Annotated in this window: 22 protein-coding genes; 4 read left to right on the top strand and 18 right to left on the bottom strand. The window is 56.7% G+C overall.

What is annotated here, in order from left to right; translation table 11 throughout:
* The 6 genes from BCS37_RS01845 to BCS37_RS01820 all read right to left on the bottom strand — a co-directional run bounded on the left by BCS37_RS01845 (position 1) and on the right by BCS37_RS01820 (position 10677).
* Positions 1-1311 carry an acylphosphatase gene (locus tag BCS37_RS01845; RefSeq protein ID WP_069179883.1) on the bottom strand — a complete coding sequence of 437 codons (1311 nt, stop codon included), beginning with the start codon at positions 1309-1311 and terminating at the stop codon, positions 1-3.
* A complete protein-coding gene (locus BCS37_RS01840; RefSeq protein ID WP_069179882.1) occupies positions 1311-3290 on the bottom strand; it encodes a BamA/OMP85 family outer membrane protein in 1980 nt (659 codons plus the stop codon). The genes BCS37_RS01845 and BCS37_RS01840 overlap by 1 nt, the downstream gene beginning before the upstream one ends.
* 76 nt (positions 3291-3366) lie before the next feature.
* Positions 3367-3906 carry a preprotein translocase subunit SecG gene (locus BCS37_RS01835; protein WP_069179881.1) on the bottom strand — a complete coding sequence of 180 codons (540 nt, stop codon included), beginning with the start codon at positions 3904-3906 and terminating at the stop codon, positions 3367-3369.
* 202 nt (positions 3907-4108) lie between these two features.
* Positions 4109-4735, bottom strand: coding sequence for a sigma-70 family RNA polymerase sigma factor (locus BCS37_RS01830; protein ID WP_069179880.1), 627 nt, complete (start codon positions 4733-4735; stop codon positions 4109-4111).
* A 15-nt stretch (positions 4736-4750) separates the two neighbouring features.
* The gene (locus BCS37_RS01825) at positions 4751-9082 is read right to left on the bottom strand and encodes a translocation/assembly module TamB domain-containing protein (protein WP_069179879.1); all 4332 of its coding nucleotides are present in this window, start codon (positions 9080-9082) and stop codon (positions 4751-4753) included.
* A gap of 74 nt (positions 9083-9156) precedes the next feature.
* Complete coding sequence (locus BCS37_RS01820) at positions 9157-10677, bottom strand: TolC family protein (protein WP_069179878.1); 1521 nt, start codon at positions 10675-10677, stop codon at positions 9157-9159.
* A gap of 331 nt (positions 10678-11008) precedes the next feature.
* Between BCS37_RS01820 and BCS37_RS01815 the strand changes: the two genes are divergently transcribed.
* Complete coding sequence (locus tag BCS37_RS01815) at positions 11009-11788, top strand: enoyl-CoA hydratase/isomerase family protein (protein WP_069179877.1); 780 nt, start codon at positions 11009-11011, stop codon at positions 11786-11788.
* A gap of 312 nt (positions 11789-12100) precedes the next feature.
* Here the strand turns inward: BCS37_RS01815 and BCS37_RS01810 are convergent, their stop codons facing one another.
* From BCS37_RS01810 to serS, 7 genes are all read right to left on the bottom strand, one after another.
* A complete protein-coding gene (locus BCS37_RS01810; RefSeq protein ID WP_069179876.1) occupies positions 12101-13381 on the bottom strand; it encodes an MlaD family protein in 1281 nt (426 codons plus the stop codon).
* Positions 13378-14124, bottom strand: coding sequence for an ABC transporter ATP-binding protein (locus tag BCS37_RS01805; protein WP_069179875.1), 747 nt, complete (start codon positions 14122-14124; stop codon positions 13378-13380). The genes BCS37_RS01810 and BCS37_RS01805 overlap by 4 nt, the downstream gene beginning before the upstream one ends.
* A 9-nt stretch (positions 14125-14133) precedes the next feature.
* Positions 14134-14901: an MlaE family ABC transporter permease gene (locus BCS37_RS01800; RefSeq protein ID WP_069179874.1), complete on the bottom strand. Its 768-nt coding sequence runs from the start codon at positions 14899-14901 to the stop codon at positions 14134-14136.
* 234 nt (positions 14902-15135) lie between these two features.
* Positions 15136-15819 carry a ribonuclease HI gene (gene rnhA / locus BCS37_RS01795; RefSeq protein ID WP_069179873.1) on the bottom strand — a complete coding sequence of 228 codons (684 nt, stop codon included), beginning with the start codon at positions 15817-15819 and terminating at the stop codon, positions 15136-15138.
* Between the two features lie 10 nt (positions 15820-15829).
* Complete coding sequence (locus BCS37_RS01790) at positions 15830-16453, bottom strand: acyloxyacyl hydrolase (RefSeq protein WP_107528576.1); 624 nt, start codon at positions 16451-16453, stop codon at positions 15830-15832.
* A gap of 5 nt (positions 16454-16458) precedes the next feature.
* A complete protein-coding gene (locus BCS37_RS01785; RefSeq protein WP_069179872.1) occupies positions 16459-17013 on the bottom strand; it encodes a UbiX family flavin prenyltransferase in 555 nt (184 codons plus the stop codon).
* Entirely contained in the window at positions 17010-18281 is a 1272-nt protein-coding gene (gene serS, locus BCS37_RS01780) for a serine--tRNA ligase (RefSeq protein ID WP_069179871.1), read from the bottom strand. Before serS ends, BCS37_RS01785 begins: the two co-directional genes overlap by 4 nt.
* 134 nt (positions 18282-18415) lie before the next feature.
* On the opposite strand from serS, the gene BCS37_RS01775 reads away from it, so the two are divergent.
* Positions 18416-19522: an A/G-specific adenine glycosylase gene (locus BCS37_RS01775; protein ID WP_069179870.1), complete on the top strand. Its 1107-nt coding sequence runs from the start codon at positions 18416-18418 to the stop codon at positions 19520-19522.
* Positions 19523-19581: 59 nt separating this feature from the next.
* On the opposite strand, the gene hutW is transcribed toward BCS37_RS01775, so the two are convergent.
* The 3 genes from hutW to BCS37_RS01760 form a co-directional block, all read right to left on the bottom strand.
* Positions 19582-21234, bottom strand: coding sequence for a heme anaerobic degradation radical SAM methyltransferase ChuW/HutW (gene hutW, locus BCS37_RS01770; protein WP_069179869.1), 1653 nt, complete (start codon positions 21232-21234; stop codon positions 19582-19584).
* Positions 21231-21731, bottom strand: coding sequence for a flavodoxin family protein (locus tag BCS37_RS01765; protein WP_069179868.1), 501 nt, complete (start codon positions 21729-21731; stop codon positions 21231-21233). Before BCS37_RS01765 ends, hutW begins: the two co-directional genes overlap by 4 nt.
* A gap of 362 nt (positions 21732-22093) precedes the next feature.
* Positions 22094-22954: a DUF134 domain-containing protein gene (locus BCS37_RS01760; protein ID WP_069179867.1), complete on the bottom strand. Its 861-nt coding sequence runs from the start codon at positions 22952-22954 to the stop codon at positions 22094-22096.
* Positions 22955-23089: 135 nt separating this feature from the next.
* On the opposite strand from BCS37_RS01760, the gene BCS37_RS01755 reads away from it, so the two are divergent.
* A complete protein-coding gene (locus BCS37_RS01755; protein ID WP_069179865.1) occupies positions 23090-23314 on the top strand; it encodes a hypothetical protein in 225 nt (74 codons plus the stop codon).
* A 74-nt stretch (positions 23315-23388) separates the two neighbouring features.
* Here BCS37_RS01755 and BCS37_RS01750 read toward each other — a convergent pair whose 3' ends face one another.
* A complete protein-coding gene (locus BCS37_RS01750; RefSeq protein ID WP_069179866.1) occupies positions 23389-24657 on the bottom strand; it encodes a methyltransferase in 1269 nt (422 codons plus the stop codon).
* Between the two features lie 437 nt (positions 24658-25094).
* Here BCS37_RS01750 and BCS37_RS01745 point away from each other — a divergent pair, with 437 nt between their 5' ends.
* A complete protein-coding gene (locus tag BCS37_RS01745; protein ID WP_069179865.1) occupies positions 25095-25319 on the top strand; it encodes a hypothetical protein in 225 nt (74 codons plus the stop codon).
* A 74-nt stretch (positions 25320-25393) separates the two neighbouring features.
* Here BCS37_RS01745 and BCS37_RS01740 read toward each other — a convergent pair whose 3' ends face one another.
* Complete coding sequence (locus tag BCS37_RS01740) at positions 25394-26638, bottom strand: methyltransferase (protein ID WP_069179864.1); 1245 nt, start codon at positions 26636-26638, stop codon at positions 25394-25396.
* Between the last annotated feature and the right edge of the window lie 165 nt (positions 26639-26803).

Genomic DNA, 26803 nt, shown 5'->3' with positions numbered 1-26803 from the left:
CTAGAAATTTCCAATCAGGCGCAGCCAGGCATCATGCCTGTCCACAAGCCCCGCAATGCTCAGAAAATCGTGCAGTCTGTAGCGCAGCTCCCACTCCCACGCATCCGTGTTCGTCCACCGCTCATAGCGCAGGAGCCAACGCGGATGAAGCTCGTAATTCCCCACAAGGGACAGCTGATCCGCACGCAGATCATAGCGCAGCTCCCCCGTCAGGCGCGGCAGAATTGCACGCGCATAGCCCACACGCCAGTCAAAGCGTACATCCTCGGGTGCCGCGTCCGTCTCCACATAGAGTTCATCACGCGCGCTCATCATCTGTCCCGCATGCAGGCGTACGCGCAGGTCGCGCCGTGCCCCATTGCGGTCATCTGCACTATGCCCCACATCCATCCATCCCGTGAGACGCAGACGGTAGCGCGTCGTATCCGTCCGGCTCATGACTGCCATTCGTTCCCCCGGTGTGATTGTCACACGCGAGGTGAGGTGCAGACGGCGAAAGCCGCCCGCTCCGTCCAGATCAGCCGCAAGCTGCTGCTCAAACACGGAGCGGTGCCGCGCAACAAAGGCGACAGGCACTCCGACGAGGCGATTCACCGCCCCCTCCATCGCCGACCGCTGCGAGAGCAGGGTCACGTTTGGAATCGTGTCCGAGCGCATCGAGAGATCAACTGTACGCACAACGGGCAGGCGCGGATAGACCGTGAGCTGTACTGTCGCCGCAGATCCCACGTCGAGGTCATAGTCCGCACGGAACTCCGGCAGATGGGCCTCCATGTACGCGGTCAGGCTGCGTTTCAGCGCACCCGCCGCCCAGTCCGTTGCCGCAATGGGCAGACCCACGAGTGCATCTGAGAAGACGGCTCCAACGCCCGCCATGTCGGCACGTACGATTTCCTCCACGGCGGGCGGCATACCCTCGACGGCAATTTGAACACGGACATCTTGAATCGTATCCGCCCACGGCGCGAGATGGATCTCCACCTCTGTGTGCTGTGCAGGGCGCACGAGGGTTTCCGTCACCGTATATCCGACGAGCAGACGATCAAAAACCGCACCGATGATCTCCGCCTCCTCCGCCGCAGAGATCGCCGCCACTTCACGTCCCTCCATGCGTTCTGCCGCAATTGCCGCAACCGTGCGTTCCATGCGGGCACGCACAATGGATGGAATGGTTTGGTCACCTATGACAATCGCCGCAGTCTCCTCCACGCGGGAGGACGCTGCGGCGTATGCGGGGGCAGAAAGCCCCCATCCTGCAAATACGAGAAGAACGAGCGTCCACAAACGCAAAGGCAGGCAGACCGATCTCATCAGAATGTGCCGCCGACGCGGAAGTGTACGCGGCCGCCCTGCGAACCGCGCCCGTAGTCAAGACGCAGCGGTCCGATCGGCGTGTTGAGGCCAAGCCCAACACCGATGCTTGCGTGCATATCCTCCGGCATAAAGCCGCTCATCCACGCCCCGCCATAGTCTGCAAAGACCGCTCCCGTCACCTTGGACACAATCGGGAAGCGATACTCGACTGAGGCGAGTGCCATGCGCGTCCCGCGGAACTGATCCTCGCGGTAGCCGCGCACTGTATCCTGCCCGCCCACGCGGAACTGACTGTACTCGGAGATCGAACCTCTGCTGATGCCGTACTGCCCGCGCACGAGGAACACCTGCGAGCGCCCTGCTTTGAAATAGTGCGTGTCCCCCAGCATATACTTCTGGTAGCTGAAATCCCCGCCGAATCCGGCAAACTCCGCCGAGAGCGAGGCACGTGAGCCCATCGTCGGCTCATAGATATTGTCGCGCGTATCCGTCACATGCTCGAACGTAATGCTGCGCGTCGTGCCGAAATTATCCTTGAGCCACGACGTATTGCCGCTTCGGTTGCCCGCATTGCCCGACTCTGTGTGCTTGACATATTTATCCTTGCGGTTGCGCAGCGTGAGGAAGTTCGTCGAATACTCGCTCATCGGGCGGCTCAGGGTAAACTCACCGCCGGAGTACTTACGCATGAACGACTCCTTGTGGTGTCCGTCTGCATCGTAATCATCGTACTCGTATGTGCGGTTGTAGACGCGCAGCGTCCCTGCCGTCTCCTTCTTGTCGAGCCACGGACGGCGATACATGAACGTGTAGCCGCGCGCATCCGTATCGTCGCCGCTCATCTCATAGGTGATGCTGATCGTATCGCCCATGCCGCGGAAATTCGTGTCGCTGACGCTTACCATTCCGACCATGCCGTCTGAGCTGGAGTACCCTGCACCAATGCCGAACGAACCCGTACGCTTCTCCTTGACATCGATCTCCATGATGACGGCATTCGGCTCGACACCCGGATTCATCTTGACGTTGACATCTTCAAAGAAGCCGAGATTGTAGACGCGCTGCATACTGCGGCGTGCCATATTCGCATTGAACGGCTCGCCCGTCTTCTGGCGCATTTCGCGGAGAATGACGTGCTCCTTTGTCTTCTTGTTGCCCTTGACTTTATAGCCTTCGAGTACGCCCTCACTGATCTTGATCGTGAGCGTACCGTCCTGCGCGATATTCAGATCTGTAATCTTCGCGAGGATGTAGCCATCCGCACGGTACTTCTCCTGAATCGCCTGCACATTCTGCTGCAGTACACGGGAATTCAGCAGCTCGCCATTTTTTAGCGTGATCAGACCCATCAGCGTCTCGGTTGACTCGACTGTATTGCCCTCGATCTTCACTTCCTTGAGCTCCGGATTCTCGAGCACCTGATAGGTCAGAACAACGCCCTCAGGCACCTGCTCAAAGGTCGGATAGAGATCATAGAAATAGCCCGTCGCGTAGATCGCGTCACGATCCTTCACGAGCCCCTCCTCGGACACGGCATCCCCGACATGCATGGCAAGCGCCGCGCGCGCTGTCTTTTCTGTCGCCTCCGTCGCACCATTGAAGTTGATCTCCACGATCGTCTTTCCGACCTGTGCCGCAAGATAATTGGAGATCTCATCCTCTGCCGGACGCTTTGCCGCCCACGCGGCAGCACGCTCATCTGAGGTTGCGGCAGCGGGTGTCGCCGTCAGTGCAGGTGCGTCTGCAGCGACTGTATCCCCAGGCGCACTCACATTTGCTCCCGCCGGATTACTCAGTACAGGCGCGGATGATGTCTCCATCGTCTCGGCATTCGCATCGGTCGCCGTCATCTCCGCAGGTGCGGAACTCTCTGCAGCGGTCTCCTCAGCGGCAAAGCCGTGCGGTAAGGCAGCTGCAGATACACCTACGCCAAGTGCAACGGCGAGCGTGAGTCTCTGATATTTCTTGCTGTTCAAAGGCGAACCCTCCTAGATATGCGCGCTGTCAAGCGCTCTATTTCAATCCACCCGCAGTCTGCGGGGAACCGATCGACTATTCCCGTAAGATCTTGCCGCCCACCTGCATGAGCCGCTGCATATCGGCATCCGGCATACGCGAAGGCTGGGCTGCAGCTTTGGGCTGCACGGGAGCAGACGCTGTGACCTGCATCGGCGGCTCCTGCACAGCACGCTCCTCGGCCGCAGGTGCGCGTGTCTCTGCAGGCAGTATGGCTGCAGCGGAATCCTCCGTCGCTGCGGAGCGTTCCGCAGACTCTTTCGCAGGTGCAGATACTTCCACACGCTGCTCTGTATGCGGGATTGGCGGCTGAACGACAGCCTTCTCCGCAGGAGGAGGCTCCCACAGGAGCCACGCAAGAACCATCGCTGCAGCGAGCGGCGGCAGCAGACGAAGTGCCCACCGTCGGAGACGTGCGCGGCGGTCTGCCGCGATACGCGCAAGCTCTGCGCGTGCAAGCATGAGCTTTAGATCTCCCGCGAGATCGTCCTCGCCCGCGAGCGCATGCTCCGCGCCCGTGAGCCAGTCACGCGCCGCGCGTATGGATTTCGCACGTTCCGTGCGATCTGCGTCCATCTCCGCTCCTCCTCTCTGGGATTATACTACAGTCCATAGGATGGATTCAAGAAGTCAAAGTTAAAATGAGGTCTTAATTTTATAAAATTATGGAATTGCTGATAAAGTGAAGTCCGCCGGATTGGGCAGTTTTTCGCTTGGTCGACAAAGAGTATGTGGAAAAGATTTGCCAAGACGATCTGCTGCATTGATCCGTGCTTTCTTACCAATGCTGCATAAAACGCGAGAGCATTCCGCGAATGCGGCGAATCCCGTTCTGCTGCAGACGATAGATCTGCGCCGGCGTCACGCCGAGCGATGCCGCCATCGTCTGGGCGCGTGCACCGCCGATGGTCACCCCCTCAAGCACGAGTCGCTCCCGTGCAGGCAGGCGTTCCATCGCCGCACCAAGCACGCCGACCAGCGCATGTTGCTCCGCGAGCTCTGCAACCGAGGGACACGCATCGACAAGAAGTTCCTTTGCCGTCTCCACCGTTCCCATCTCCGCTTCGAGGCAGGGCAGATCCGCCTGCCCCTCATGCCGGAGGAAGTCGCGAATGCGTCCGCGTATGCGATGCACCGCGTAGAGACTGAACGCCGCCCCGCGTCCAGGGTCGTAGCGTTCCACCGCCTCGATCAAGCCGATGGTGCCCTCCTGTACCGCGTCCATGACGGAGGACAGTGCCCGATAAGGCATGACCTCACGGAAGACGAGCGGCTGATAGGACTCGATAATCCGCTGCCGTGCCGCCTCATCGCCCCTCTTCTTATAGGCGCACCACAGTTCCCGCTCCTCTGTTGGTGTTAATTTCTGCACGTCGGCAAGCTTTTTTACATACTCCGAAAACATGGGCACACCTCCTTTTTAGAATCTGATTCGAGCCTCCACACCGATCAGCTGATCGGAGCCCTCACGGTCATACGAGATGCCGAACTTGTCGCTAAAATCGTACTGCACACCAAATCGGTGCTTGTCTGATGCCGCTCCCAGCCCCTGCACATAGCGCACGAGCACGCGATCACCGAGGTACTTTCCAATCTCAATGTTGTATTCATTCTCGTACTTCTTTACCGCCTCATCGTTCTTTGTTTCAAAGAGTGCACCGCTGCCGCTCGAAAGGCGCAGCACGTCGAGATGGAGGAAATTCTTTACAGAATCTTCCACTTCGGAGAGAACACTCATCTGAAGTCCGATGGAGAGGATGTCTGCCGCCGTAATGCCGCCCTCGCCGCTCCGGTAAGCACTGCGCAGGGTGAGCATGCGGATGATCTCCTCCTCCGACATCTCCGGACTCGATCCGAGACGGAAATCCATATGATCGAGCGGTCCGTGTGCAGAGAGGAACACACGCGTATACGTGAGCCGCGTCTCTGCATAGAACGCGATCTCCGGCAGGAACGACTCCATTTGATTGAACGTCGCCGTCCCCTCGCGGATCTTGAACACCGTCCGCAGATAGCTGACGGTATCACCGCGCCGTACACCAATCGTCCCCGTCGTGTGCGGGTGACGCGTGGTACCGCCGAAATGCACATAGCCGGACGGGTGCATATCGTAGAGATTTGGACTGAAGAAATGAACGTGCCGATCGACCTGCAGCCCCACATCGAGGATGATGTGCGGGAGTTCGTCGTCCGTGTCCGGAATCGACGGAATTGTTACAAGTGCGCGGTCGATGTCGATCGTCCCCGAGAGTTTCGGCAGTTTTTCGCCCATATACTCGTCCTCTGTCAGACGCAGTGAACCGCTGATCGGCCCATCAAAGAACGAGGTCTTGATCCCGAGCCCATTCATTACAAACGAAAAATCATATGCTGTCGGGTGCATCCCCGCGAGCTCCATGCGCCCCGTCATCATGCAGGCACCCGAGCCCATGCGTGCCGTACATTCCCGCACGGATATGGCATCGCCGAACGCATCGAGCTGAATCTGCAGGTCCGTCAGCGGATGCTCGAAATAACGCAGTTTCACCGCACCGTTTATGACACGCAGTGTGCCCGTAAGACGCGGTGCCGCAAGCGACCCCTGCAGCTTCAGGCTGCCCTCCGTGCGCCCGAGAGCCCACTCCACCTGTTTTGAAAACACAGGCAGAAGGGAGAGGTCGGCCTTGTCGAGTGAAAGCGTCAGATCGAACTGCTCATACGCGCTCAGAACTTCATCGTGCTCCGCACGCAGCGCGCGCAGGGGCAGCGTCCCGCGGGCGCTTGCCTGATAGGCAACGCCATCGACATATTTCGTCACCGTCAGCCCGTTCAAGTGAATAACCGAATTGCGCAGCTGCGCCTCCCCCGTCAGTTCGTCGAACGAAGCACCGTTCACGCCGCCGTTCTTCGCCGTAATCTTCACATCCGCCTCAGGGTTCTGCGTAAGGCCGCCGATATGCGCGGTCAGGGATGCCGTCCCCGTCACATCCTCCGCAACCCCCGCAAAGGTTGTAAAGAGACCGAGTGCAATATCCGACGCTGCAATATCGACGTTCGCCATGCCGTCAAAATCCGCTGTTCCAACGGCAGAAAACGACCCGCTCCCCTGCGTCCCCGAGAGGTGCCGCAGGGTCAGCACGCGATCCGCAAGCTCCATATCAAGCGCCACATCACTGAGCGGATAGGAGGCAAACGCCCCCTCCGCGATCTCTCCGGTCAGCGCAATGGACGGATTGTCCAGCGTGCCGCCAAGCTGCACCGCACTCGTCATTCGCCCCGCAATACGGTTCTCACTTTGGTTGGCAAGCGCGAGCAGCGCCGCCACATCCATGTTCTCCATATCCATCGAGCCGCGCAGCGCCCGCGTCTGTATATCGTAGTGCAGCGCTGCCGACACACGGCCTTCCTCTCCTTGGCGGAAGCCCGTTTTCTGCATCTCAATGATGCCGTTTTCATAGTGAACGAAGCTGTGTATATCGCGCAGCTGCACACCATTCATGGTAATCACATCAGCCTTGAGTGTGCCGCGAAAAATCGGACGAGAGATCGTGCCCCCGACCTTTCCGTTGAACACGCCATGTCCCTCGACCTCATACGGCAGCTTGTGCTCGAAGCGCTTCATGTCGAGATCGCGCACCTCAGCGTCAAAATTCAGCAGCCCCTGTGAACTGATCGTACCGTTCAGAACCATGTCCACCATCGGCGAATAGATGTGGAACACCTGCACGCGAATGATCCCGTCCTCGAGGAAGTAGTCGCCGTCCATACCAGAGAGCACGGCTCCCGCATAGCTGCCGCGATAGAAGTGGACATAGCCGACCGCATGGGGATTGTCGAGCGTCCCCGTGAACTTGATGATGTTGTCGATGTTGCCCGTAATCGGCTGATCCGGCGCAACGAGAGCCGCCACATCCTCCATGCGCGCACCCATCGTGTCAATCTGAAGATCAATGCGCCGCTCGCCCGTGAAACCGATCGTACCGTTCACGAGCCAGACCTCACGTCCGCCGCGCTCCATCGAGAAATCATAGATGCCGATTCCGGAGAGCGAGCCGTCTGCACGAAAGAGCAGGCTGTCAAACGGCTGATACAGGAGATCGCCGTTCGTTGCAGAAACCCGCATATCTACATGAGGATCGTGAATATCGCCGTGAACCTCTCCCGAGAAATCCGCCAGCCCCGAAAAATGGAAGCGGTCGTCCAGATGATTCAGCAGCGAGAGATCTGCATGCCCCCCGTAGAAGTGCAGGTCGAGCGCAGAGCCGCCCATAATCCGCCCCTCGACCCCGAGATCCGTATCGTTGGCAAGGTTCAGGCTGAGAAAGTCGATCGTCAGATCTTTTCCCTGCAGGAGGAAGGACGCACTCGCACGTTCCACAGGAATATTGCGGTATACGCCGTCCAGCACCTCTGCACTTCCATAGACCCGCAGGGCAGAGGACTCCGTCCCCCTCCCGCTGATGCCGAGATCGACGCGCAGCGTGCCGTCCATCCCCTCCGGCAGAGGCACGTCTGCTGCACGCAGCTGCGCGAGTGAGGCAGCATCCGCCGTCAGATGCGCCGTATAGGATTTGTCGTCCGTATCAAAGATGCCCTCCCCTGAGAGCCTGCCGCCAAAGATCTCCCCCGTCAGGCTGCGCAGCAGGATTTCTCCGTCGGCATAGGAAACATCTGCCGCTGCCGCATGGAAGGGCGTTCCATACACAGTGCCCTCCTCCGCAGTAAGCTGTCCCGCAGCAGAGAGTGCACCGAGCGTCCCCGTTACGTGGATCTCCCCCGACACAGCCCCCGCATAGGGGCTGTCACGGAGAAGCCGATCCACGGCAAAATCCTGCGCATGCAGCATGAGGTCGAGATAGGGCGCCTCCGTATCGAACCGAATTGTCCCATCGGCGCGCGCCGTCTGCCCCTCTGCCTCTGCCGTCGCTGCGAGAAACAGCGCATGCTCGTCGAATTTGAGGGCAGAACTCTTTAGTTGCATCTCCGTTCCATAGATATCCGCCATTCCACGCGCACCGTCAACATGCCCGTCGAGTGTCAGCACACCATCCACACGGCGGAGGTTCAGCCACACGTGATCAGCGTGCAGTGCATTGATCTGTACATCCTCCGACAACGCACCATCGGGGAGATAGTCAAGGAGCGGCAGGAGCTCCGCATCGTCTGCGGAAAGATACAGTTCCTGCGTGCCGCCGACGTAGGCGCCGCGCGCATGCAGGGGAATCCCAGCGAGCGCGCCTGTGAGATCGTAGGAGATATCACCTCGGTCAATCTCAGCCATCCCCGTAATGTTATCCAATTCGTACGTGCGCCCATCCGTCACAACCGTTGCCGTCGCACGTTCTGTGCGAATACGCCCCTCGAACGTACTCGGCTCTGTGTCGTCTGCACCAATGTCGCCGTAGTTCCACGAGCCGTCGGCACGCTGTACGACGGCGGCGTGCGCCCCCACGAGAACGATCTCATCCAGCGAGGTTTCAGGCGATAAAAGCAACGAAAGCAGACGAAGAGTCACCCGCGCCTCGTCGGCACGGAGGACAGGCTCCGCCTGCTTATCATAGATAATGACATCGTCCATTTTCAGTTCATGCAGAGAACGGATCTCTACCGCACCAATGTGCACAGCTGTCCCAAGCTTCTGCGCCACGAGACTCTCTGCCATCCGACCGGCCTCCGCCATGAAGGCCTGGGCGCGTATAATATGAATGAGGACTGCTGCGCAGATGAGAATTGCCGCGATCGCTGCAATTCCGACACACGCCTTCCGTCTCATAGAACTCCTCTATTGTTCTCTTTAAAGATCCCCTATCACCGCAGTGGAATCAGCACACCGCTCGGAGCGCCCTCTTATTTGCTCATCTCCGCCTCATAGGCAGCATTCGCCGCCTTCACACGCGCCGCAGCAGCCGCTGCGGCGTCCATCGGCGCACGCGCAGGAACAGGCCGCACTGCCGCATCCTTCGGTGTCTCAAAGAGCGCTCCCTCATGCAGCTGTGCCTCCGCACGTGCCTCTGCTGCACGCGCACCATCCTCCTCTGCTGTACGATAGCGTACGGCATCGAGATCGACGGGCACGCCCATCGCATTGTCGAGGCTCGCCTTGCCCGTATTGTAGCTGTAGAGCGCCGTCGAGTAGTTCATGCGCGCCGTCGTCAGATTGTCCGAGGCACGCATGACCTCAAGATTCGTCCCCACGCCTGCATTGTAGCGGACACGCGCGATATTGTAGTCCTCTTCCGCCTGCTTGACTGCCTTCTCCGTGGTCTTGATGTTCTGCTCTGCCGCACGCAGGTTCAGATACGCCGTGCGCACATCGAGACGGATCTTTTCATCCGTCTCCGCAAGCGACTCCTCCGCCTTGCGCAGCTTTGCCTTTGCCGCCGTAACCTGCGCCGCCGTCACACCGCTGTCGAAGATATTCCACGAAGCGCTGACTCCAACCGCCCATGTATTGCTGCTCTTGTGATCATCCTTGAACGGACGCTCACCCGCAATCGAACGAGTCGCCGCCGCGTTCACCGTCGGATGATACCCCGCCTGTGCCGTGCGCACGCCCGCCTGCGCCTGCTTTACCGCATAGACGGCAGCAGCACCATCCGCACGGTAGATGAGTCCATAGTCCGTGCAGTCATCCAGCGAAAGGTCGTACCCCGTATAGCGCAGCTCATCGTTGATCGTAAGCATCGTATCCGTCGGCACGCCAATCACGTTGTTTAGCGTCGCAACGGCAACCTCATAGGTATTCTTCGCTGTCGTCAGGTTCTGCTGCGCGTTCGCCAGCTCCACCTCCGAGGCAAGGACATCCGCACGCGCCACCGTACCCACGCGGAACTGCGCATTCACGTCCGCGAGATGCGTCGTCAGCGTCGCCACCGTCTCCTCGCGCACCTTCACCAAATTGCGCGCCTGAAGAATGTTGAAATAATCCATCGTGGCCGTCAGACGGATTGACTGCTTCGTCTGCTCGAGTGCAAAATCTGCTGCATTCAGCCCGTAACGCGCCGCTCTGCGCTGCGCATTCAGCGCCGCATTGTAGACCGGCAGCGCGATCGTGCCCGTATTTCCGTAGTTGTATTTAACGCCCGTCCCCTCATATGCCTCACCGCCAACGCGGTTCGCCGACGTCTGCCACGTCAGCGTCGGCCCCATCGAGCGGTTCGCCTGCGCGAGCGAGGCGTGCGCTGCATCCACATCCGTCAGCGCCTGTTTGATCGTGCGGTTGTTCTCGAGCGCCATCTGCACCGAGCGCCTGAGATCCACATGCATCGTCTCTGCCGAAACGGTCCCCGTAAAAAGCCCGACTGCGGCAGTCAAAGCCAGCGCCCGTACAAGGTGCCCGACAAAACGTTCCCTGTTCTTCAAAACCATTTCCTCCTCAGCCGTTACCAGGATGCACCCAAACGGCGGGCTGTTCCAAACGTCGTCAATACAATGAAATTGTATTGACAGGTTCTTTCATTGTATCAGTTCCCCTATTTTTTTTCAAATAAATTTATTGTTAGCTGACTGGAACAGCACTCACGCAGCGAACACAACAGCTCCTCCTCGCGTTCATCGTCGACAATGACAAAGTTGTTGCCGCACGATAATTTCCGCTTGTACTGCAGGAAAAAATGCGGTACCATAAGGAGAGACATAATTTTTCGAAAACTTCTTTGTCCGATTTTAGGAGGACATCGTTTATTGTGAGGAGGTTTCCATGTACGATCATATCAAGTTATCCGTTCAGGATGGAATTGCAACAATCACGATTGACCGTCCTGCCTCGAACAATGCGCTGAATGCGCAGATGTTCCGCGATCTGATCTCTGCAGTGGAGCACTGCGGTGCGGATGATGACGTGAAGGTTCTCATCGTCACGGGCGCAGGCAAGAATTTCTCCGCCGGCGGAGACATCAAGGAGATGGCATCGTTCGACTTCATCAGCTATGAACTCTCGCTCCTGACGGGACAGGCATCACTTTCCCTGCGTCGCTGCTCGAAGCCCGTGATTGCAATGGTGAACGGCGCTGCCGCAGGTGCGGGCTGCGGGATTGCGCTCGGTGCGGACTTCCGCATCATGACGGAGGAGAGTTATCTGCTCACGGCGTTCTCGAACGTCGCACTCCCCGGTGATACGGGCTGTATCTATCATTTGAAACAGATCGTCGGGCTTGCGCGGACGATTGAACTCATGGCGCTGAGTGCTCCCGTCTACGGTGAGGAGGCACTGCGTCTGGGGCTTGCGACGCGGCTCGCTCCCGATGGGAAGCTCGCAGAGGAGACGCATGCCTTTGCCGCGAAGCTGCTGCGCCGCCCACTCGGCGCACTCGCGATGCAAAAGCAGCTCTGCTATGAGGTGTTCTACCGCGACTACATGGCGTACAGCCGCCTCGAGGCGGAGAACCTCGCGCGGGCGGGCGCGTCTGCCGATCACCGCGAGGCAGTGACCGCGTTTCTTGAGGGACGGAAGCCTGTGTTTAATCAAGACGAACATTGAAATCGAGCTGTTGTATGAGCGTCACTTACTGACCTGTCCGAGAAGCAAGCCCAAAGGGTGCAGCTGAGCGGGTAACAGGTCATATGGGAAAACCTCCCAAGAACACAAGCCGAAAGGCGAAGTGTGATTGGAAGAGATTGACCGCTCCCCCAGCATAACGGAGAAGGGGGCCCGCACAAGCGGTGGAAGGGGCACAATTTTTCACAGTTGATGCAAAATGCGATTCGCAGGGAGTGCGGCATTGGCGTGTAACCCCCCAGCACAAAACGCCGTCTGTCCTTCTGAGACAGACGGCGTTTTGTGCTGCTAAAATCAAAACTCCTGCCGTACACCCGTATAGAACGCACGGCGCTTGCTGTCGTTCACATCGTTCCACTCGCCGAAGAGGTAAGTGCTGTCACGCAGCTGATACTGGGCACGAAGCCGAAGGGTAAAGTCGTTCGGGTTGTAGGCATCGGCGGAGAACTTGAATTTCTCCCCTGCGTACGCATCCACACCGATGCCCGCCGCACCCGCAACGACCCCCGCGCGTGCACCGAAAGATGTGCCGCGCTTGCCGACCTGCGCATTGAACTTGTCACCTCCGCCGATGTCGTCCACGCCGAACGTCGCGTACATTCCCTGTTTCTCACCGACGTCGAGGTTGAAATTCGTACGCCAGTCATCCGCCTTGCCGCTGTACATCGCGTCTACTTTCGGCGTAACCTTGACGTTCTGCAGCCGCCCCATGAGCCCGCCTGCCTTGTCTGTCATAGTGCGTGCATTGTGAATGAGGGCACGCGCGTCCTCCTGTGTCTGCTTGTCACCTGCGACCGCCTCGATGCCCTCGGCGATGTGCAGGATGCGCTCAGAGGAGGCGGTGATGTTTTCAAGCGTCTTTCTGAGATTTTCCGCTGTCTGCGGGTCCGCGCCGACGGTCTCAAGATTCGCCATGATGCGCTCGACGCTCGCGGTGGTCTGCGCGAGATTCGCCGACATCGTGTTCATGTTTGCGAGCATGGCGTGCAGGTTGCCGCGATTCTCGTTCGCCATCTGTTCGAGTGTCGCGGTCAGTCCATCGAGGTGTGCCGTCATCTGCTCCATGTTGACAACGAGCTGCACCATCGAGCTCTGGAAGCCTGGTGCGCCGACGATGTTGTTGATGGAGGTGAGCATTGCCTCGACTTGAATAATCATCTTGTTCAGCTCGGTGAACATCGTGTCCATGCCCATCTCGTTCTCGCCGTAGAGATAGTCTCCATTCGCATAAAAATCGACATTGGACGAGGGTGTGATGATGACGAATTTATCCCCCATGATGCCCGGCTGACCAATGGTGACGGAAGAGCCGCGTGGGATCTTTACACCGTCTCGAATTCGCATGGAGACAGTAACCCCCAGCCCATCGCTCACGATCTCCTCGACCTGTCCAACGGGAACACCCGAGAGAAGCACCTGCGCCTCGGGATTCAGTCCGACTGCACGGCCAAACCCCGCATAGAGCATATAATCCTGACTGCCGCCAAGACGCAGGCCGCCAAAGAACATGACGACAGCGATGAGGAGTGCCGCCCCCCCAAGTGTAAACACTCCGACCTTTGCCTCTGCACTCATGCTCCAACCTCCCTGCGATGATGCAGCGTACGGAAAAACGCCTGCACACGCTCATCCTTGATATCCTGAAATCGCTCCGCCGTATCGACGGCGATGAGCTGCCCCTCGTAAATCATGGCGATGCGGTCGGCAATGCGGCTCGCACTCGCCATATCGTGTGTAACGACAATCGAGGTCACGTCGAGTTTTCGCTGCATATCAATAATCAGCTCGTCAATCTTTGCCGTCATGATGGGATCCAGTCCCGAGCTCGGCTCATCGTAGAAGATGATCTCGGGATCGGTCGCAATCGCACGCGCAAGCCCCACGCGTTTTTTCATGCCGCCCGAAAGCTCCTGCGGCATCATCGCCGCCGCGTCGGGCAGTCCAACAAGCGCAAGTTTTTCCGCCACAATGCGCTGAATCTCATCCTCGCTCTTTGTCGTATGTTCCCGCAGTCCGAACGCGACATTCTCCCCTACGCTCATGGAGTCAAAGAGTGCGGAGTACTGGAATACCATGCCCATGCGCAGACGCACGCGGTCAAGTGCGTCCTCACTCATCACAGCGATATTGTCACCGCCGAGGTAGATCTCGCCCGAGGTGGGACGATCCAGTCCGATCATCAGGCGCAGGAGGGTGGACTTGCCCGAGCCGGAGCCGCCGATAATGGCGATAGTCTCCCCTTTTTCGATGGTGAGGCTGATCCCCTTGAGTGCTTCTTTGTCCCCGAAACACTTTTTGACGTTGTTCAGTCGTATCATCGCGTGTCCTCAGAACAAGAAGAACGTCAAGACGGCGTTCAGAATAAAAATGACAATGATGGAGGTGACAACGGTCTGCATGGTCGCCCTGCCGACTCCCTCCGCGCCGCTTGGCGCGTTCAGCCCGTAATGGCAGCCGAGAACGGCGATGACATTGCCGAAGAAGATCGCCTTGATAAGTCCTCCCGTCATATCGTAGATCTCTGCAAACTGTGTGACGGAGTGTGTGAAGGTGTAGGGCGATATGCCCGAGTAGTGCACCGCTGTAAGGTAGCCTCCGAGAACACCGATCACATCACCGAATACGGTGAGGACAGGAACGACGATCATGCACGCGAGCATACGCGGCACAATGAGGTAGTTCACTGGACTGACCGCCATGACGCGCAGCGCGTCGATCTGCTCCGTGACCTTCATCGTGGAGACCTCCGCCGTAATCGCTGCGCCCACACGCCCGGCGCAGACGACGCCGACGAGGACAGGGCCGAGCTCGCGCCCGATACCGATAGCGATGACCGCGCCGATGGTGCTCTGCGCTCCGTAGCGGATGAACTCGTGCGCGATTTGGAGGGTCAGCACAATGCCTGTGAAGAGAAGTGTAAGCCCGACGATGAGGAGAGAATCCACACCGAGGTGCGCCATCTGGTAGACGATGCTCTTAACGCGAAGACGCTGTGTGACCTGCCGCGCCGTCTCAGCGTAGAGGAGGGTGATGCGCCCTATGTTCGCAAGATGTGTGAGGACAAAGCGTCCCACCGCCTCGAAGATGCGCTGCATGGATTCCCTCCTTTCGTGATAAAAATATAAGGTGTCACCTGCGTGCTCCACGCAAACGCCTCGTTACACAAGCGGTCGGGCACTTATCTGCCTAAATACCTGCGGACTTCTTAAACGCGCTTCGCTTGAACGAAAGAAATCCGTAGGGGGCAGAACGTGCCCTTTGCTCCGCTTGTTCCACTAGGGTTTGCTTTGGAGCACTGCATCGCGACAACTCCACATACGATCTATAACTCAACGAGAAAATCTCTCCGCCTCGCTCCGCGCAAGCTCGTCACAGCGTTCGTTGCGTGGGTTGCCCGCATGTCCCTTGACCCAATGGAATTGTACACGCCGTGCGGCAAACGCAGCATCGAGCCGCATCCAGAGATCCTGATTGAGCACGGGTTCGCCGTCCGCCTTCTTCCATCCGCGCTTCTTCCACGCGGGCAGCCAGAACTTCGTGAATGCATTCTTGAGATACTGACTGTCTGTATAGAGTGCGACACTCGCGCCCTCCGGCACGGCGTTCATTGCCTCAAGTGCCGCCGTCAGTTCCATGCGGTTGTTCGTCGTCTCGGGGTCGCCGCCGCTGCACTCTCTGACCTCGCCTGTTGCGAGCGTCTCAATGACGGCAGCCCAGCCGCCCGCGCCGCCGGGATTGCGGAGACACGAGCCATCCGTGTGGATGATATAGTCCGCGTCAACGGGTTCTTCGACGGTCGGCGCGGATGTTTTTTTCGCGGCTGCGCCGCTCTTTGCAGCACGCGGCGCAGACGAATCCGACGCACCATCCAGCCAGTCACGCGCTTCTGCTTCGGTCATAAAGCCCTTATACACTGCGCCCTGAAAGCCCTGCACCTGCGCGGAACACTCTGCCCATACGGTGAAGATGCCCGTTTTGCGCCCACGCTTCACGGCGTAAAATTTCTTTGCCACAGTACGTCCTTTAGTATGAATACCGATAGCCGATCGAAAAACCAATGCCGTTGTAGCCGGGGTTCTTCGTCCGCTGTCCGTTCGATACATGATGCCCGAGATAGGCAACGCTGAGTGCGCTGCGCTCGTTGAACTTATACGTCATACGCGGCCCGATGCGCCACATAAAGCCGTAGTTGCGCGTGTGCGCAGGATGCACGTCGTTGTATACGAGGACCGCGCCTGTCGCGTCAAACGATGCCTCCCATTTACTGCCGAGCGGCTTCGTCCAACGCACCATATACGCGGGACCTGCACCGACGGCGGACGAGTCGAGGCGCACGTCGGGCGTGTCCTTTTCCGCCCACGAGCCGACGGCACGCGAAACGGTCAGCCCCCAGTGGAGCGACATCCCGTGCATCTCCTTGTACTGGCGAAAAACGTGCAGATTGTAAAGGTCAATGTAACGCCGCTGTCCGCGATGTTCCAGATAGTCCATCTGGATCTCGGCTTTCTTGTCCTGCACCGAGGAATCTCCCATGTGCATCTGCATCGTATGTCCGTCCGCCTCTGCAGGTGCAGCCGCTGCCGTCCCCGCCGCGCTCAGCGCGAGCACAGCCGCAAGTGCCGTCATTTTCGCTTTGAAAAAAGTCATATCCGTCACCTCCAACGTGTAAAGAGCTCCGCCTCGATGTCGAGACGGTCGAGGATCTTGCCTACCATCATATTCACCAGATCATCCAGTGTCTCCGGTCGATGATAAAATCCGGGCGCAGCGGGCATGATGACCGCCCCTGCACGTGCGAGCCGCAGCAGGTTCTCGAGATGAATCTCGTGCATGGGTGTCTCGCGCGGCACGAGAAGCAGCCGCCGCCCCTCCTTGAGCGTCACATCCGCCGCACGCGTGAGAAGATCGTCCGTCATGCCGTGGGCGATTGCACCCGCCGTCTTCATCGAGGAGGGCAGGACGACCATCGCATCCATACGGAACGAGCCGCTTGCGATTGCCGCGCCCACGTCCGTATTCGGGTAGAGAACATCAACGCGCCGCGCAAGTTCCTCCATCGTTACGCCGCACTCGTAGTCCAGCACGCGCTGTCCGCTGTCCGTGATGACGGCGTGCACCTCGATGCCCTGCTCCCGCAGGACATCAATCAAGCGAACGGCGTATACACTGCCGCTTGCCCCCGTGATGCCGACAATAATCTTTTTCATCGAATGACCGTAACGCCGCCCATATACGGCACAAGTGCCTTCGGCACAACGACAGAACCGTCCGCCTGCTGATAGTTCTCGAGGATCGCCGCAACCGTGCGGCCGACCGCAACACCCGAGCCATTCAGCGTATGGAGGAATGCGGGCTTTGCCCCACGCTCCGGACGATACTTGATATTTGCACGGCGTGCCTGATAGTCCGTGCAGTTCGAGCAGGACGATATCTCGCGGTATTTGTCCTGCGCGGGCATCCAGACCTCGATATCGTAGGTCTTCGCCGAGGTAAAGCTCATGTCGCCCGTGCAGAGCTGCACGACGCGGTACGGCAGTTCAAGCGTCTTCAGCACATCCTCCGCCGCCTCCACCATCGTCTCAAGCTCGTCCCAGCTCGTCTCGGGTGCAACAAACTTAATCAGCTCTACCTTGTTGAACTGGTGCTGACGGATCAGCCCGCGCGTGTCGCGTCCCGCGCTGCCCGCCTCCGCACGGAAGCACGCCGTATAGGAGGTATAGTACTCCGGAAGCCGCTCCGCGTCCAGAATCTCATCGCGGTGGTAGTTCGTCGTCGGCACCTCTGCCGTCGGCACGAGGTAGTAGTCGAGCCCGTCGAGCTTGAACATATCCTCCGCGAACTTCGGCAGCTGTCCCGTCCCGACCATGCTTGCCTCGTTCACGATGTAGGGCGCGAGCATCTCCGTGTAGCCGTGCTTCTCCGCATGGAGATCCATCATGAAGTTGATGCACGCGCGTTCAAGCCGTGCGCCGAGCCCCTTGTAGAACGTAAAGCGTGCCCCCGTGACCTTCGCCGCACGCTCCGCATCAAGCACGCCGAGTTTCTCCCCGATGTCCCAATGTGCCTGCGGTTCGAAATCAAATGTACGAGGCGCGCCCCAACGGCGCACCTCTGGATTCTCCGTATCGTCCTTGCCAATGGGCACGTCTGCCTTCGGCATGTTCGGGATCTGGAGCAGCAGCTCACGCAGCTTCAGCTCTACATCGCGCAGATCCTCATCGAGCGCCGCGATCTCATCGCCGAGCGCACGCATCTCCGCAACTACATCATCTGCACTCTCGCCCGCCTTCTTGCGTACGCCGATCTCCTTCGATACAGCGTTGCGGCGCGCCTTCTTCTCCTCCACGTCCTGCAAGATCGCACGCCGACGCTCATCCAGTGCCGCAAACGGCGAGAGATCGAGCGCGTTGCAGCGGTTTTTCAGCATCTCCTGTACCGCCGACAGATTCTCGCGCACAAATTTCATATCCAACATCAGAAATCACTCCATCATATAGTTTGTTATCTGCTATCATAGTACAAAGGGCGCACTTTGTAAAGAAAAGACCACCTTCTTCATCCGCGTTTCACGTAAGGCTAGTAAAATCTCGTAAAAAGGAGAGCTCTTTCATGAAAATTTTACCGTGGGAGGGAAGCACGGTCTTCCCCGCCCTCTGCGCCACTCTGCTCGCATGGCGCAAATCCGCGCCCGATATGCGCGACCTGCCATGGCGCGACGAGCCCACGCCCTATCACGTCTGGATCTCGGAGATCATGCTGCAGCAGACCCGCGCCGCCGTCGTGCGCGGCTACTATCTGCGCTTTCTCGATGCGCTGCCGAGCGTCCGCTCCCTCTCGGAGGTGGACGATGATGCTCTCATGAAGCTCTGGCAAGGGCTTGGTTACTACAGCCGCGCCCGTAACCTCAAGCGTGCGGCAGAGGTAATCGTTGAGAAGCACGAAGGACAGCTGCCAAAGGACTTTGACGCGCTGCTCGCCCTCCCCGGCATCGGACGCTATACGGCGAGCGCGATTGCATCGTTTGCCTACGGGCAGCCACACCCTGCCGTAGACGGCAACTTCCTGCGCGTCGCCGCACGCGTCACGGCGAATCCCATCGACATCGCCAAGGACACATCGAAGCGTGCGCTTGAGGCGGCACTTGCACCCGCCTATCCGAGCGGACGCGACGCAGGGCTTCTCAACGAGGCATTCATGGATCTCGGTGCGACCGTCTGTCTGCCGAACGGAGTACCGCTCTGCCATGCATGCCCCGCTGCACAGCTCTGTCTCGCGCATGATCGCGGCACAGAGCAGGACTATCCCGTCAAGACAGCACTCAAGGCGCGCCGCAAAGAACGGCGCACCGTCCTCCTCCTCTCCTGCGGCGACCGCATCGCCATACGAAAAAGACCTGCGCGGGGACTCCTCGCAGGTCTTTGGGAATATCCGAATCTCGAAGGAAAGCTGTCGCAACGCGCTGTCCGCGCGCACATCGAATCCGAGGGCTTCGATGTGCGTGACATCGCACCGCTCCCGTCCGCACGTCACATCTTCTCGCATATTGAGTGGGAGCTGACGGGCTGGGCGGTCACGGTCGCCGACATGAACGAGCCGCCGCTCATGGCGGCAGAGGAGAATGACGCAGCCCCTTCTGCACTCCTCTGGGTGCGCCGCGAGGAGCTCGCCGATACCTACAGCATCCCCGCTGCGTTTGGGTACTTCACGCCGCAATAACAGACAGCCTGCCAAGATGCCAACGCATCCTGACGGGCTGTCATTCTATCCTATATTTATTACACAGCTTTTCCAAGTTCACGCGACTGCGTGCGCATGACGGTATTGAGATCGAGGGTGGAACGGTCTGCAGCACGTTCCTTCTCCCGTTCCTTTTCGATGAGATTCCGCAGCATTTGCATATGCGGATGGCTCTCGAGCTCGGGGGACGGCTTACCCGAGAGTGCCGCCGCCATCTGCTCCGGCATCCCATCGGGGAACATCGCTTCAAGCATGGAGCGCACGGACTTCGGAATCATGTCCTGCAGGGCGACGTTCTCCTTGCGGAGCTTCACCTCATCCTCCTGCGTGAGGGCATACGCCTCGAGGAACCCCTGGATGAGGTTGTCATGCCAGAACTCACCTGCAAGGGTCAAACGGAACCCCGTCGCCGTACGCGCAACGAGACCATTCCCCGCCCATGCGGCGAGAAGCGGCTCGAGTTCGGTGAGGAGATCGACACCGTACTTCTTCTCAAAGAACGGCGCATAGAGATAGCCATGCTCGATCTGATCGCCGATCTCGCTGTGCATACGGTGCTCGTCCGCCTGCTCGCCCATGAACTGGAACGGCTTCGTCCCCTCCTCCACCATCTTCTCATACGGTGCAAGCGCACCGTGGTTACGCCACATCATCTGACCGATGAAGCCGCCCGCTCCCGAGCCAAATGCGAGAACGTCGTTGCCGCGCTTGGCGAGCGTGTTGTAGATGCTGCGCTCGCGGTGGTCCGTTGTCCAATGCGTCGTGTCGATGCGTCGTGCCATCGGATACTCCGCGACAATCTCAAGTCCGCGCTTGAAATACTCCGCCTGTTCCTCCGTGGTTGGGAGCATCGGCAAATCACCCGTATCGATGCGGCGTGCGAGCTCACTGCCCGGGAAGACGTTGAGCTGGTAGAGGTCGCCGCCCGCAATACCGAGCTCGAACTGCGTGCGCACGTCATTCTCCCAGACCTCCATCGACTGATAGGGCAGCCCGTAGATGAGATCGGCGATGACGACCGCGCCCTGCTTTTCCACCATGCGGCGCAGCGTCTCAATCACAGTCTCGCGGTCATCGATACGTCCGATTGACTGACGAACGCGCGTGTCAAAGGACTGTACGCCGAGCGAGAAACGATTGATGCCCGCGTGCATCGCAGCATCCACCTTGCTCTCGCTGAGGTCATGGATGCGTCCCTCAAGCGTAATCTCGCAGTCGCTCGTCAGCGGCAGACGCTCGCGCACCGTACGCACAAGCCGTGCGAGATCCGCATCACTGAGTGCCGTCGGTGTACCGCCGCCGAAGAACATGGCTTGGAACGGCGCGCCCGTCACATACGGCGTATCCGCCGCTGCCTCGATCTCGTCGATGAGGACGTCGACATAGTGATGCACCGCCTCCTCGCGCGTGAAATTCTGGAAGAAGCCGCAGTAGCTGCATTTCTTGTCACAGAACGGGATGTGAATGTAGACCGCACGCTCATCGGCAGGGTCGGGAGTCTGCGCCATCAGCTCCGCCCAGATCTGCGCCTGCTCCGCCTTGTCCCCGATCATGCGCTTGCCGCCCGCGCCGGGATGCACGACACGCTTTTTCGTAAAGGCACAGCCGAGTGGATTCTCTGACTTCGTACCGAGCAGCCAGCCGCGTGCCTCCTCTGAGAGTGCCGCGAGTTTCGTCTCAAATGTATTCATGCCAGTACCTCCTTTGCCGCTGCAATGACCTGTGCGAAATCGTTTTCATCCGGGTGACTTGCCGCCGCCGCATAACGCGCCGCATTCTCCTCCGTGAACGCGTGTACGTTGTCCTTCGGCATACTCTTGAACATCTCGATAAGCATCGGGTCAATCGCGCCCTGCACGAGAATCGCGCCCAGAATCTCATTGGACGGGTCAAAGAGTGCACGGATATTTTCGATGCACTTCGCGCAGTGCTCCGAATCCGGCTCCGCGCCAAGCGTGCCATAGATGAAGACGCGCCGCCCGCGCAGACTTTCAATGTACTTCTTCGCCGCAGCATCCGCCGTCCCACGGTCAATCCATGTGCCGATGCAGAGCGTCGCACCCTCGGGCACTGCCGACGTATCCTTGACACTGTGGCAGGATGCGTCGAGTGCCTCCGCCAGACGCTCCGCGACCTTTTTCGTATTCCCCGTACGCGAGGAGTAGATCACTGCAATATCGTTTCCCATAAGAATACACTCCTATATATCAACGTGAATATCTTTGTTGTTTGATTCATGTATATAATATAACAGTCCTTTCAAAAAATCAAGAGGTTTTTACAAAAATCATAAACAATAATTATGAATCAAATTCACGTTTTCATTCATCCATAGGAATCTTATAGGTATACATATTCGTTCTCATCTATATTCTCAATTATATCAAGCTATTGAGAATATCTCTGTTCATATTTTCTTCAGAAATCAATTCTGGTTTATTTTTGTATTTTATAACAGTATGATTCATGATTATATTTTATATATAATTTTTAACTATGCTTATTCCAACAAAAAAACACCGCCGAAGCGGTGCTTTCCATTGTGTAAGCTCAGTGTGCGCCGTGTCCGCCATGAGGACCGTGTCCACCATGTCCGCCATGAGAGCCATGACCACCGTGAGGACCATGCCCTTTATGACCTTCGTGCCCCTCATGTGTGCCGTGTCCACAGCCGTGACCTTCATGCCCCTCATGACCGCAGCCATGCCCATGTGCATGATCCTTGCCGTGCTGATGCTGGTGGCGGTGCGTGCACTTGCCCTCATCCGCGCTTCGCTTAAGCGTTCCCGCGAGATGCTGCTGCACGACCTCATCCGCGCTGCCCTTCACGCCGGATACGAGCGTAATACCTGCCTCTGCAAGTGCCGTCTGTGCACCCGCGCCGATGCCGCCACAGATCACAACATCCGCTTTCGCGTTGTGGAGGAAGCTCGCAAGTGCACCATGCCCCTCACCGACCGTGTCCACAACTTCCGAGGCTTGCACCGTACTGTCCTCGACATCATAGAACTTGAACTGTTTTGCTCTGCCGAAATGCTGCTCAATCTTCTCATTTTCATAAGGTACTGCGATTCTCATTGTATGCTCTCCTTTATCCTGAATCCCGAGGACTATCGGATGTTCGATCCGATATGCGCCGCCCGCAATGCGGATGCGCTTCCCGCAGATGATTGCCTCCGCGAGCTTGTAGCGCGCCGCCTCATAGATGCTCGTCACCGTCGCACGGGACACGCCCATCGCGGCGGCACATTCCTCCTGCGTCTGCCGCCCATAGTCGATCTGACGGATCGTCTCGAGCTCATCCAGCTGGAGGATAACGGACTCCTCCGTCTCCTCTTCCGCATCCTCCGGCGCAAAACTCCAAAAATCGGGATAAGCACCGATGCGTCGACATCTCTTTGGTCGCGACATACTTCCTCCATTTCTGTCATATGACAATTATAATCTTAGCAAAGTTTTCAGCATATGTCAATTATATTTTTCTTGCGATTGACAAGTATGATAGAATAGAGATAAAAATCCATTATATTTTGGGAGGAAATGGTTATGAAAAAGATGATTGCAGGACTCTTTGCGGGGCTCATCCTCGCTACAGGTGCACAGGCAATCGCCTATGGCTGCGAGGACGGCGCATGCGAACTGCCGCAGCGTCAGAACACGGCGTACTGCTATGGCGGTAATGCAGGTTACTGCTACGACGGCGACTGCGCACAGACATCACGCGGTGCGTGCGCAAATCAGAGACGCGGCGGCTGTGGATGTGGCCGCTGACGTTAGTCGAGCAAACGAGCGGGTCTGTTTGAAGGATATCTCTTTCAAGCAGACCCGCTCGTTTCTATGTGTATTCACCGCTTGATAAAGACCACGCTCCCCTTCATAACGGAAACCAGCTCTGCCTGCATACCAATGCGATTGATATGCTCTGCATAAATACTGTTGTCGTCAGGTACTTTTCGCGCAGTGATACGCGCAATGCGTGAGCAAACTTCATAAGCATCAAGAGGACAGTCACGGTATGCATCCTCAAATTGCTCAGGATTCAGCGAAGTCTCCAAATCCTCCAAGATATAGACACCACCACTGGGGAGAACATCAAACAGGGTAAACAATGCCAACAATTGATGACTTACGATATGTGAGGCATCGTCAATGATGATTTGCGGTCGAATGTCTTTGAGCCGTATCACAGCATCCACATTCGAAAGATCTGTTTGGATAACATGGATACGTTCATCCTCATATTGGGAGCAACCTTCTCTAATATCTACCCCAAAAATCTCTGCATGCGGGAAATACTCCTGCCACATCCGAAGGCTCGCCCCTTGAAAAATACCAAGTTCCAATAAACGGATTGGCTGGTTGCGAAAGCACTGTAAAAAGAATTCATACTTTCCAAGATAATTATGTATCATGGAGCATTTGTCTGTATGGTGTTTTATGCCGATCACATCAAGATCTGATGCCTCGTCAAAGTATCCACGCGGGAGTTCTCCGTCTATATCTGCTCTCTTTTGGGTTCTTGTGCAGAAAAGCGCTCTGCACCGTGATTCTGCAGCTCCCACGCCACGAGTAAAAACAGCAGCAACAATCTCTCCGTCATCGGAGCTTGTTGTCATCTCCAAAGAGCACCCACCAAACAAACTGGAAAGATCCTGTACATCATAGCGCCAGAGGTCTTCATAGGCATTGATCTCCTGTCGCGCAGAAATGTCCTTTGGCGTCCTTGCTACCACAAAAATCTCCCCTCCAGGGCGGCAGATCTCCTGCAGCTGATGAACTCCTTCACGTATATTTCGCGTTTTCTCCATTCCGCCAAGTACGATAATGCAGTCATAGGAAGCTGTTCCAGCAAATCGCATCACATCTGTCAGATCATAAAACGAATCCAAGACATCCGTGTTAAAAAGCAGCATCTGGTCAGCCGTCGCAGCTCCCATCTCTACGAGTTGTTCCTGCAATGCTTGTCCATAAATCTTCCGCCAAAGGCCAACTCCCCCCATTGCACAGATGACCAAGCACTCTTTACCCGCGATATCTTCCGGCTTCAGTATGTTGCAAAGACGTAACTTTACAAAGAAGAGCTCCTCCGCTAAAAGATTTTCGTATTTTTCCATCTGACACCCCTCATTCATAATATTTTCGTTGTGCTCTTGTCATTTTATCACCATATCGCCAGAATTCCAATCTCTTCCTAGACTTTTCATAGGAAATGTAAGTTGTAAAATAAGCGGGTATACTACGCACATCCTTTCAGCAACTGGGAGCGTGGGAGCAACGAAAACGGGAATCGGATGCTGTGCAATTTTCTTCCCAAGGGGACGGACTTCAGCAAATTGAAACAGAAGGCACTACAGCGGATTGAGGATTGGGTCAATAACTATCTGCGTAAAATCTTCGGCTATAAGACCGCAAATGATATACATGCTGCGATTGTATAATTGGCTAAAAGTTTAACGAGGCCTTGCGACAATTAAACTTGCAATTTACCTTGCGATTGACAAGTATGATAGAATAGAGATAAAAATCCATTATATTTTGGGAGGAAATGGTTATGAAAAAGATGATTGCAGGACTCTTTGCGGGGCTCATCCTCGCTACAGGTGCACAGGCAATCGCCTATGGCTGCGAGGACGGCGCATGCGAACTGCCGCAGCGTCAGAACACGGCGTACTGCTATGGCGGTAATGCAGGTTACTGCTACGACGGCGACTGCGCACAGACATCACGCGGTGCGTGCGCAAATCAGAGACGCGGCGGCTGTGGATGTGGCCGCTGACGTTAGTCGAGCAAACGAGCGGGTCTGTTTGAAGGATATCTCTTTCAAGCAGACCCGCTCGTTTCTATGTGTATTCACCGCTTGATAAAGACCACGCTCCCCTTCATAACGGAAACCAGCTCTGCCTGCATACCAATGCGATTGATATGCTCTGCATAAATACTGTTGTCGTCAGGTACTTTTCGCGCAGTGATACGCGCAATGCGTGAGCAAACTTCATAAGCATCAAGAGGACAGTCACGGTATGCATCCTCAAATTGCTCAGGATTCAGCGAAGTCTCCAAATCCTCCAAGATATAGACACCACCACTGGGGAGAACATCAAACAGGGTAAACAATGCCAACAATTGATGACTTACGATATGTGAGGCATCGTCAATGATGATTTGCGGTCGAATGTCTTTGAGCCGTATCACAGCATCCACATTCGAAAGATCTGTTTGGATAACATGGATACGTTCATCCTCATATTGGGAGCAACCTTCTCTAATATCTACCCCAAAAATCTCTGCATGCGGGAAATACTCCTGCCACATCCGAAGGCTCGCCCCTTGAAAAATACCAAGTTCCAATAAACGGATTGGCTGGTTGCGAAAGCACTGTAAAAAGAATTCATACTTTCCAAGATAATTATGTATCATGGAGCATTTGTCTGTATGGTGTTTTATGCCGATCACATCAAGATCTGATGCCTCGTCAAAGTATCCACGCGGGAGTTCTCCGTCTATATCTGCTCTCTTTTGGGTTCTTGTGCAGAAAAGCGCTCTGCACCGTGATTCTGCAGCTCCCACGCCACGAGTAAAAACAGCAGCAACAATCTCTCCGTCATCGGAGCTTGTTGTCATCTCCAAAGAGCACCCACCAAACAAACTGGAAAGATCCTGTACATCATAGCGCCAGAGGTCTTCATAGGCATTGATCTCCTGTCGCGCAGAAATGTCCTTTGGCGTCCTTGCTACCACAAAAATTTTTCCGCCCACACGACAGGCTTCCTGAAGCTGATAAACTCCTTCACGTATATTTCGCGTTTTCTCCATCCCACTAAGGACAATGATTACGTCATAGCACAGTGAACCAATGGCCTCTTTCGTATCTGTGAGATCACAAAAGGATTCCCGAAAGTGTGGGTCAAAGAGCATGATATTATCACATCGTAACGCCCCCATACGAAGCAAGTGGCTTCTTAACGTAGGTGCATAATTCTCCCCTACAATATATGAACCGCCGACAACAAGACAATTCTTTCCCATAATGTCTTTCTCTTTGAATATGCCTTGCTTCCACAAATATTCTACAAATGCTTCTTCCATAAACAACATGCTGTGCACTCCATCTTTGCTCCACTATTTCTCTCGCAAAACTCATAAAGAATTGTATCGTAAAAGCCCAAGGTTGACAAGTGATAGGCCCTCCCAAAGTGTTTTGGTAGACTAAAGTCGTAACATGATGATCTAAAGTTCGCCCCCTATGAAGTATGCAGGACA

Origin of the sequence: Selenomonas sp. oral taxon 920 (assembly GCF_001717585.1) — a bacterium.
Lineage (GTDB): Bacteria > Bacillota > Negativicutes > Selenomonadales > Selenomonadaceae > Centipeda.
The sequence above is the reverse complement of the archived record's forward strand: the minus strand, read 5'-3'. Positions and strand labels throughout refer to the sequence as shown.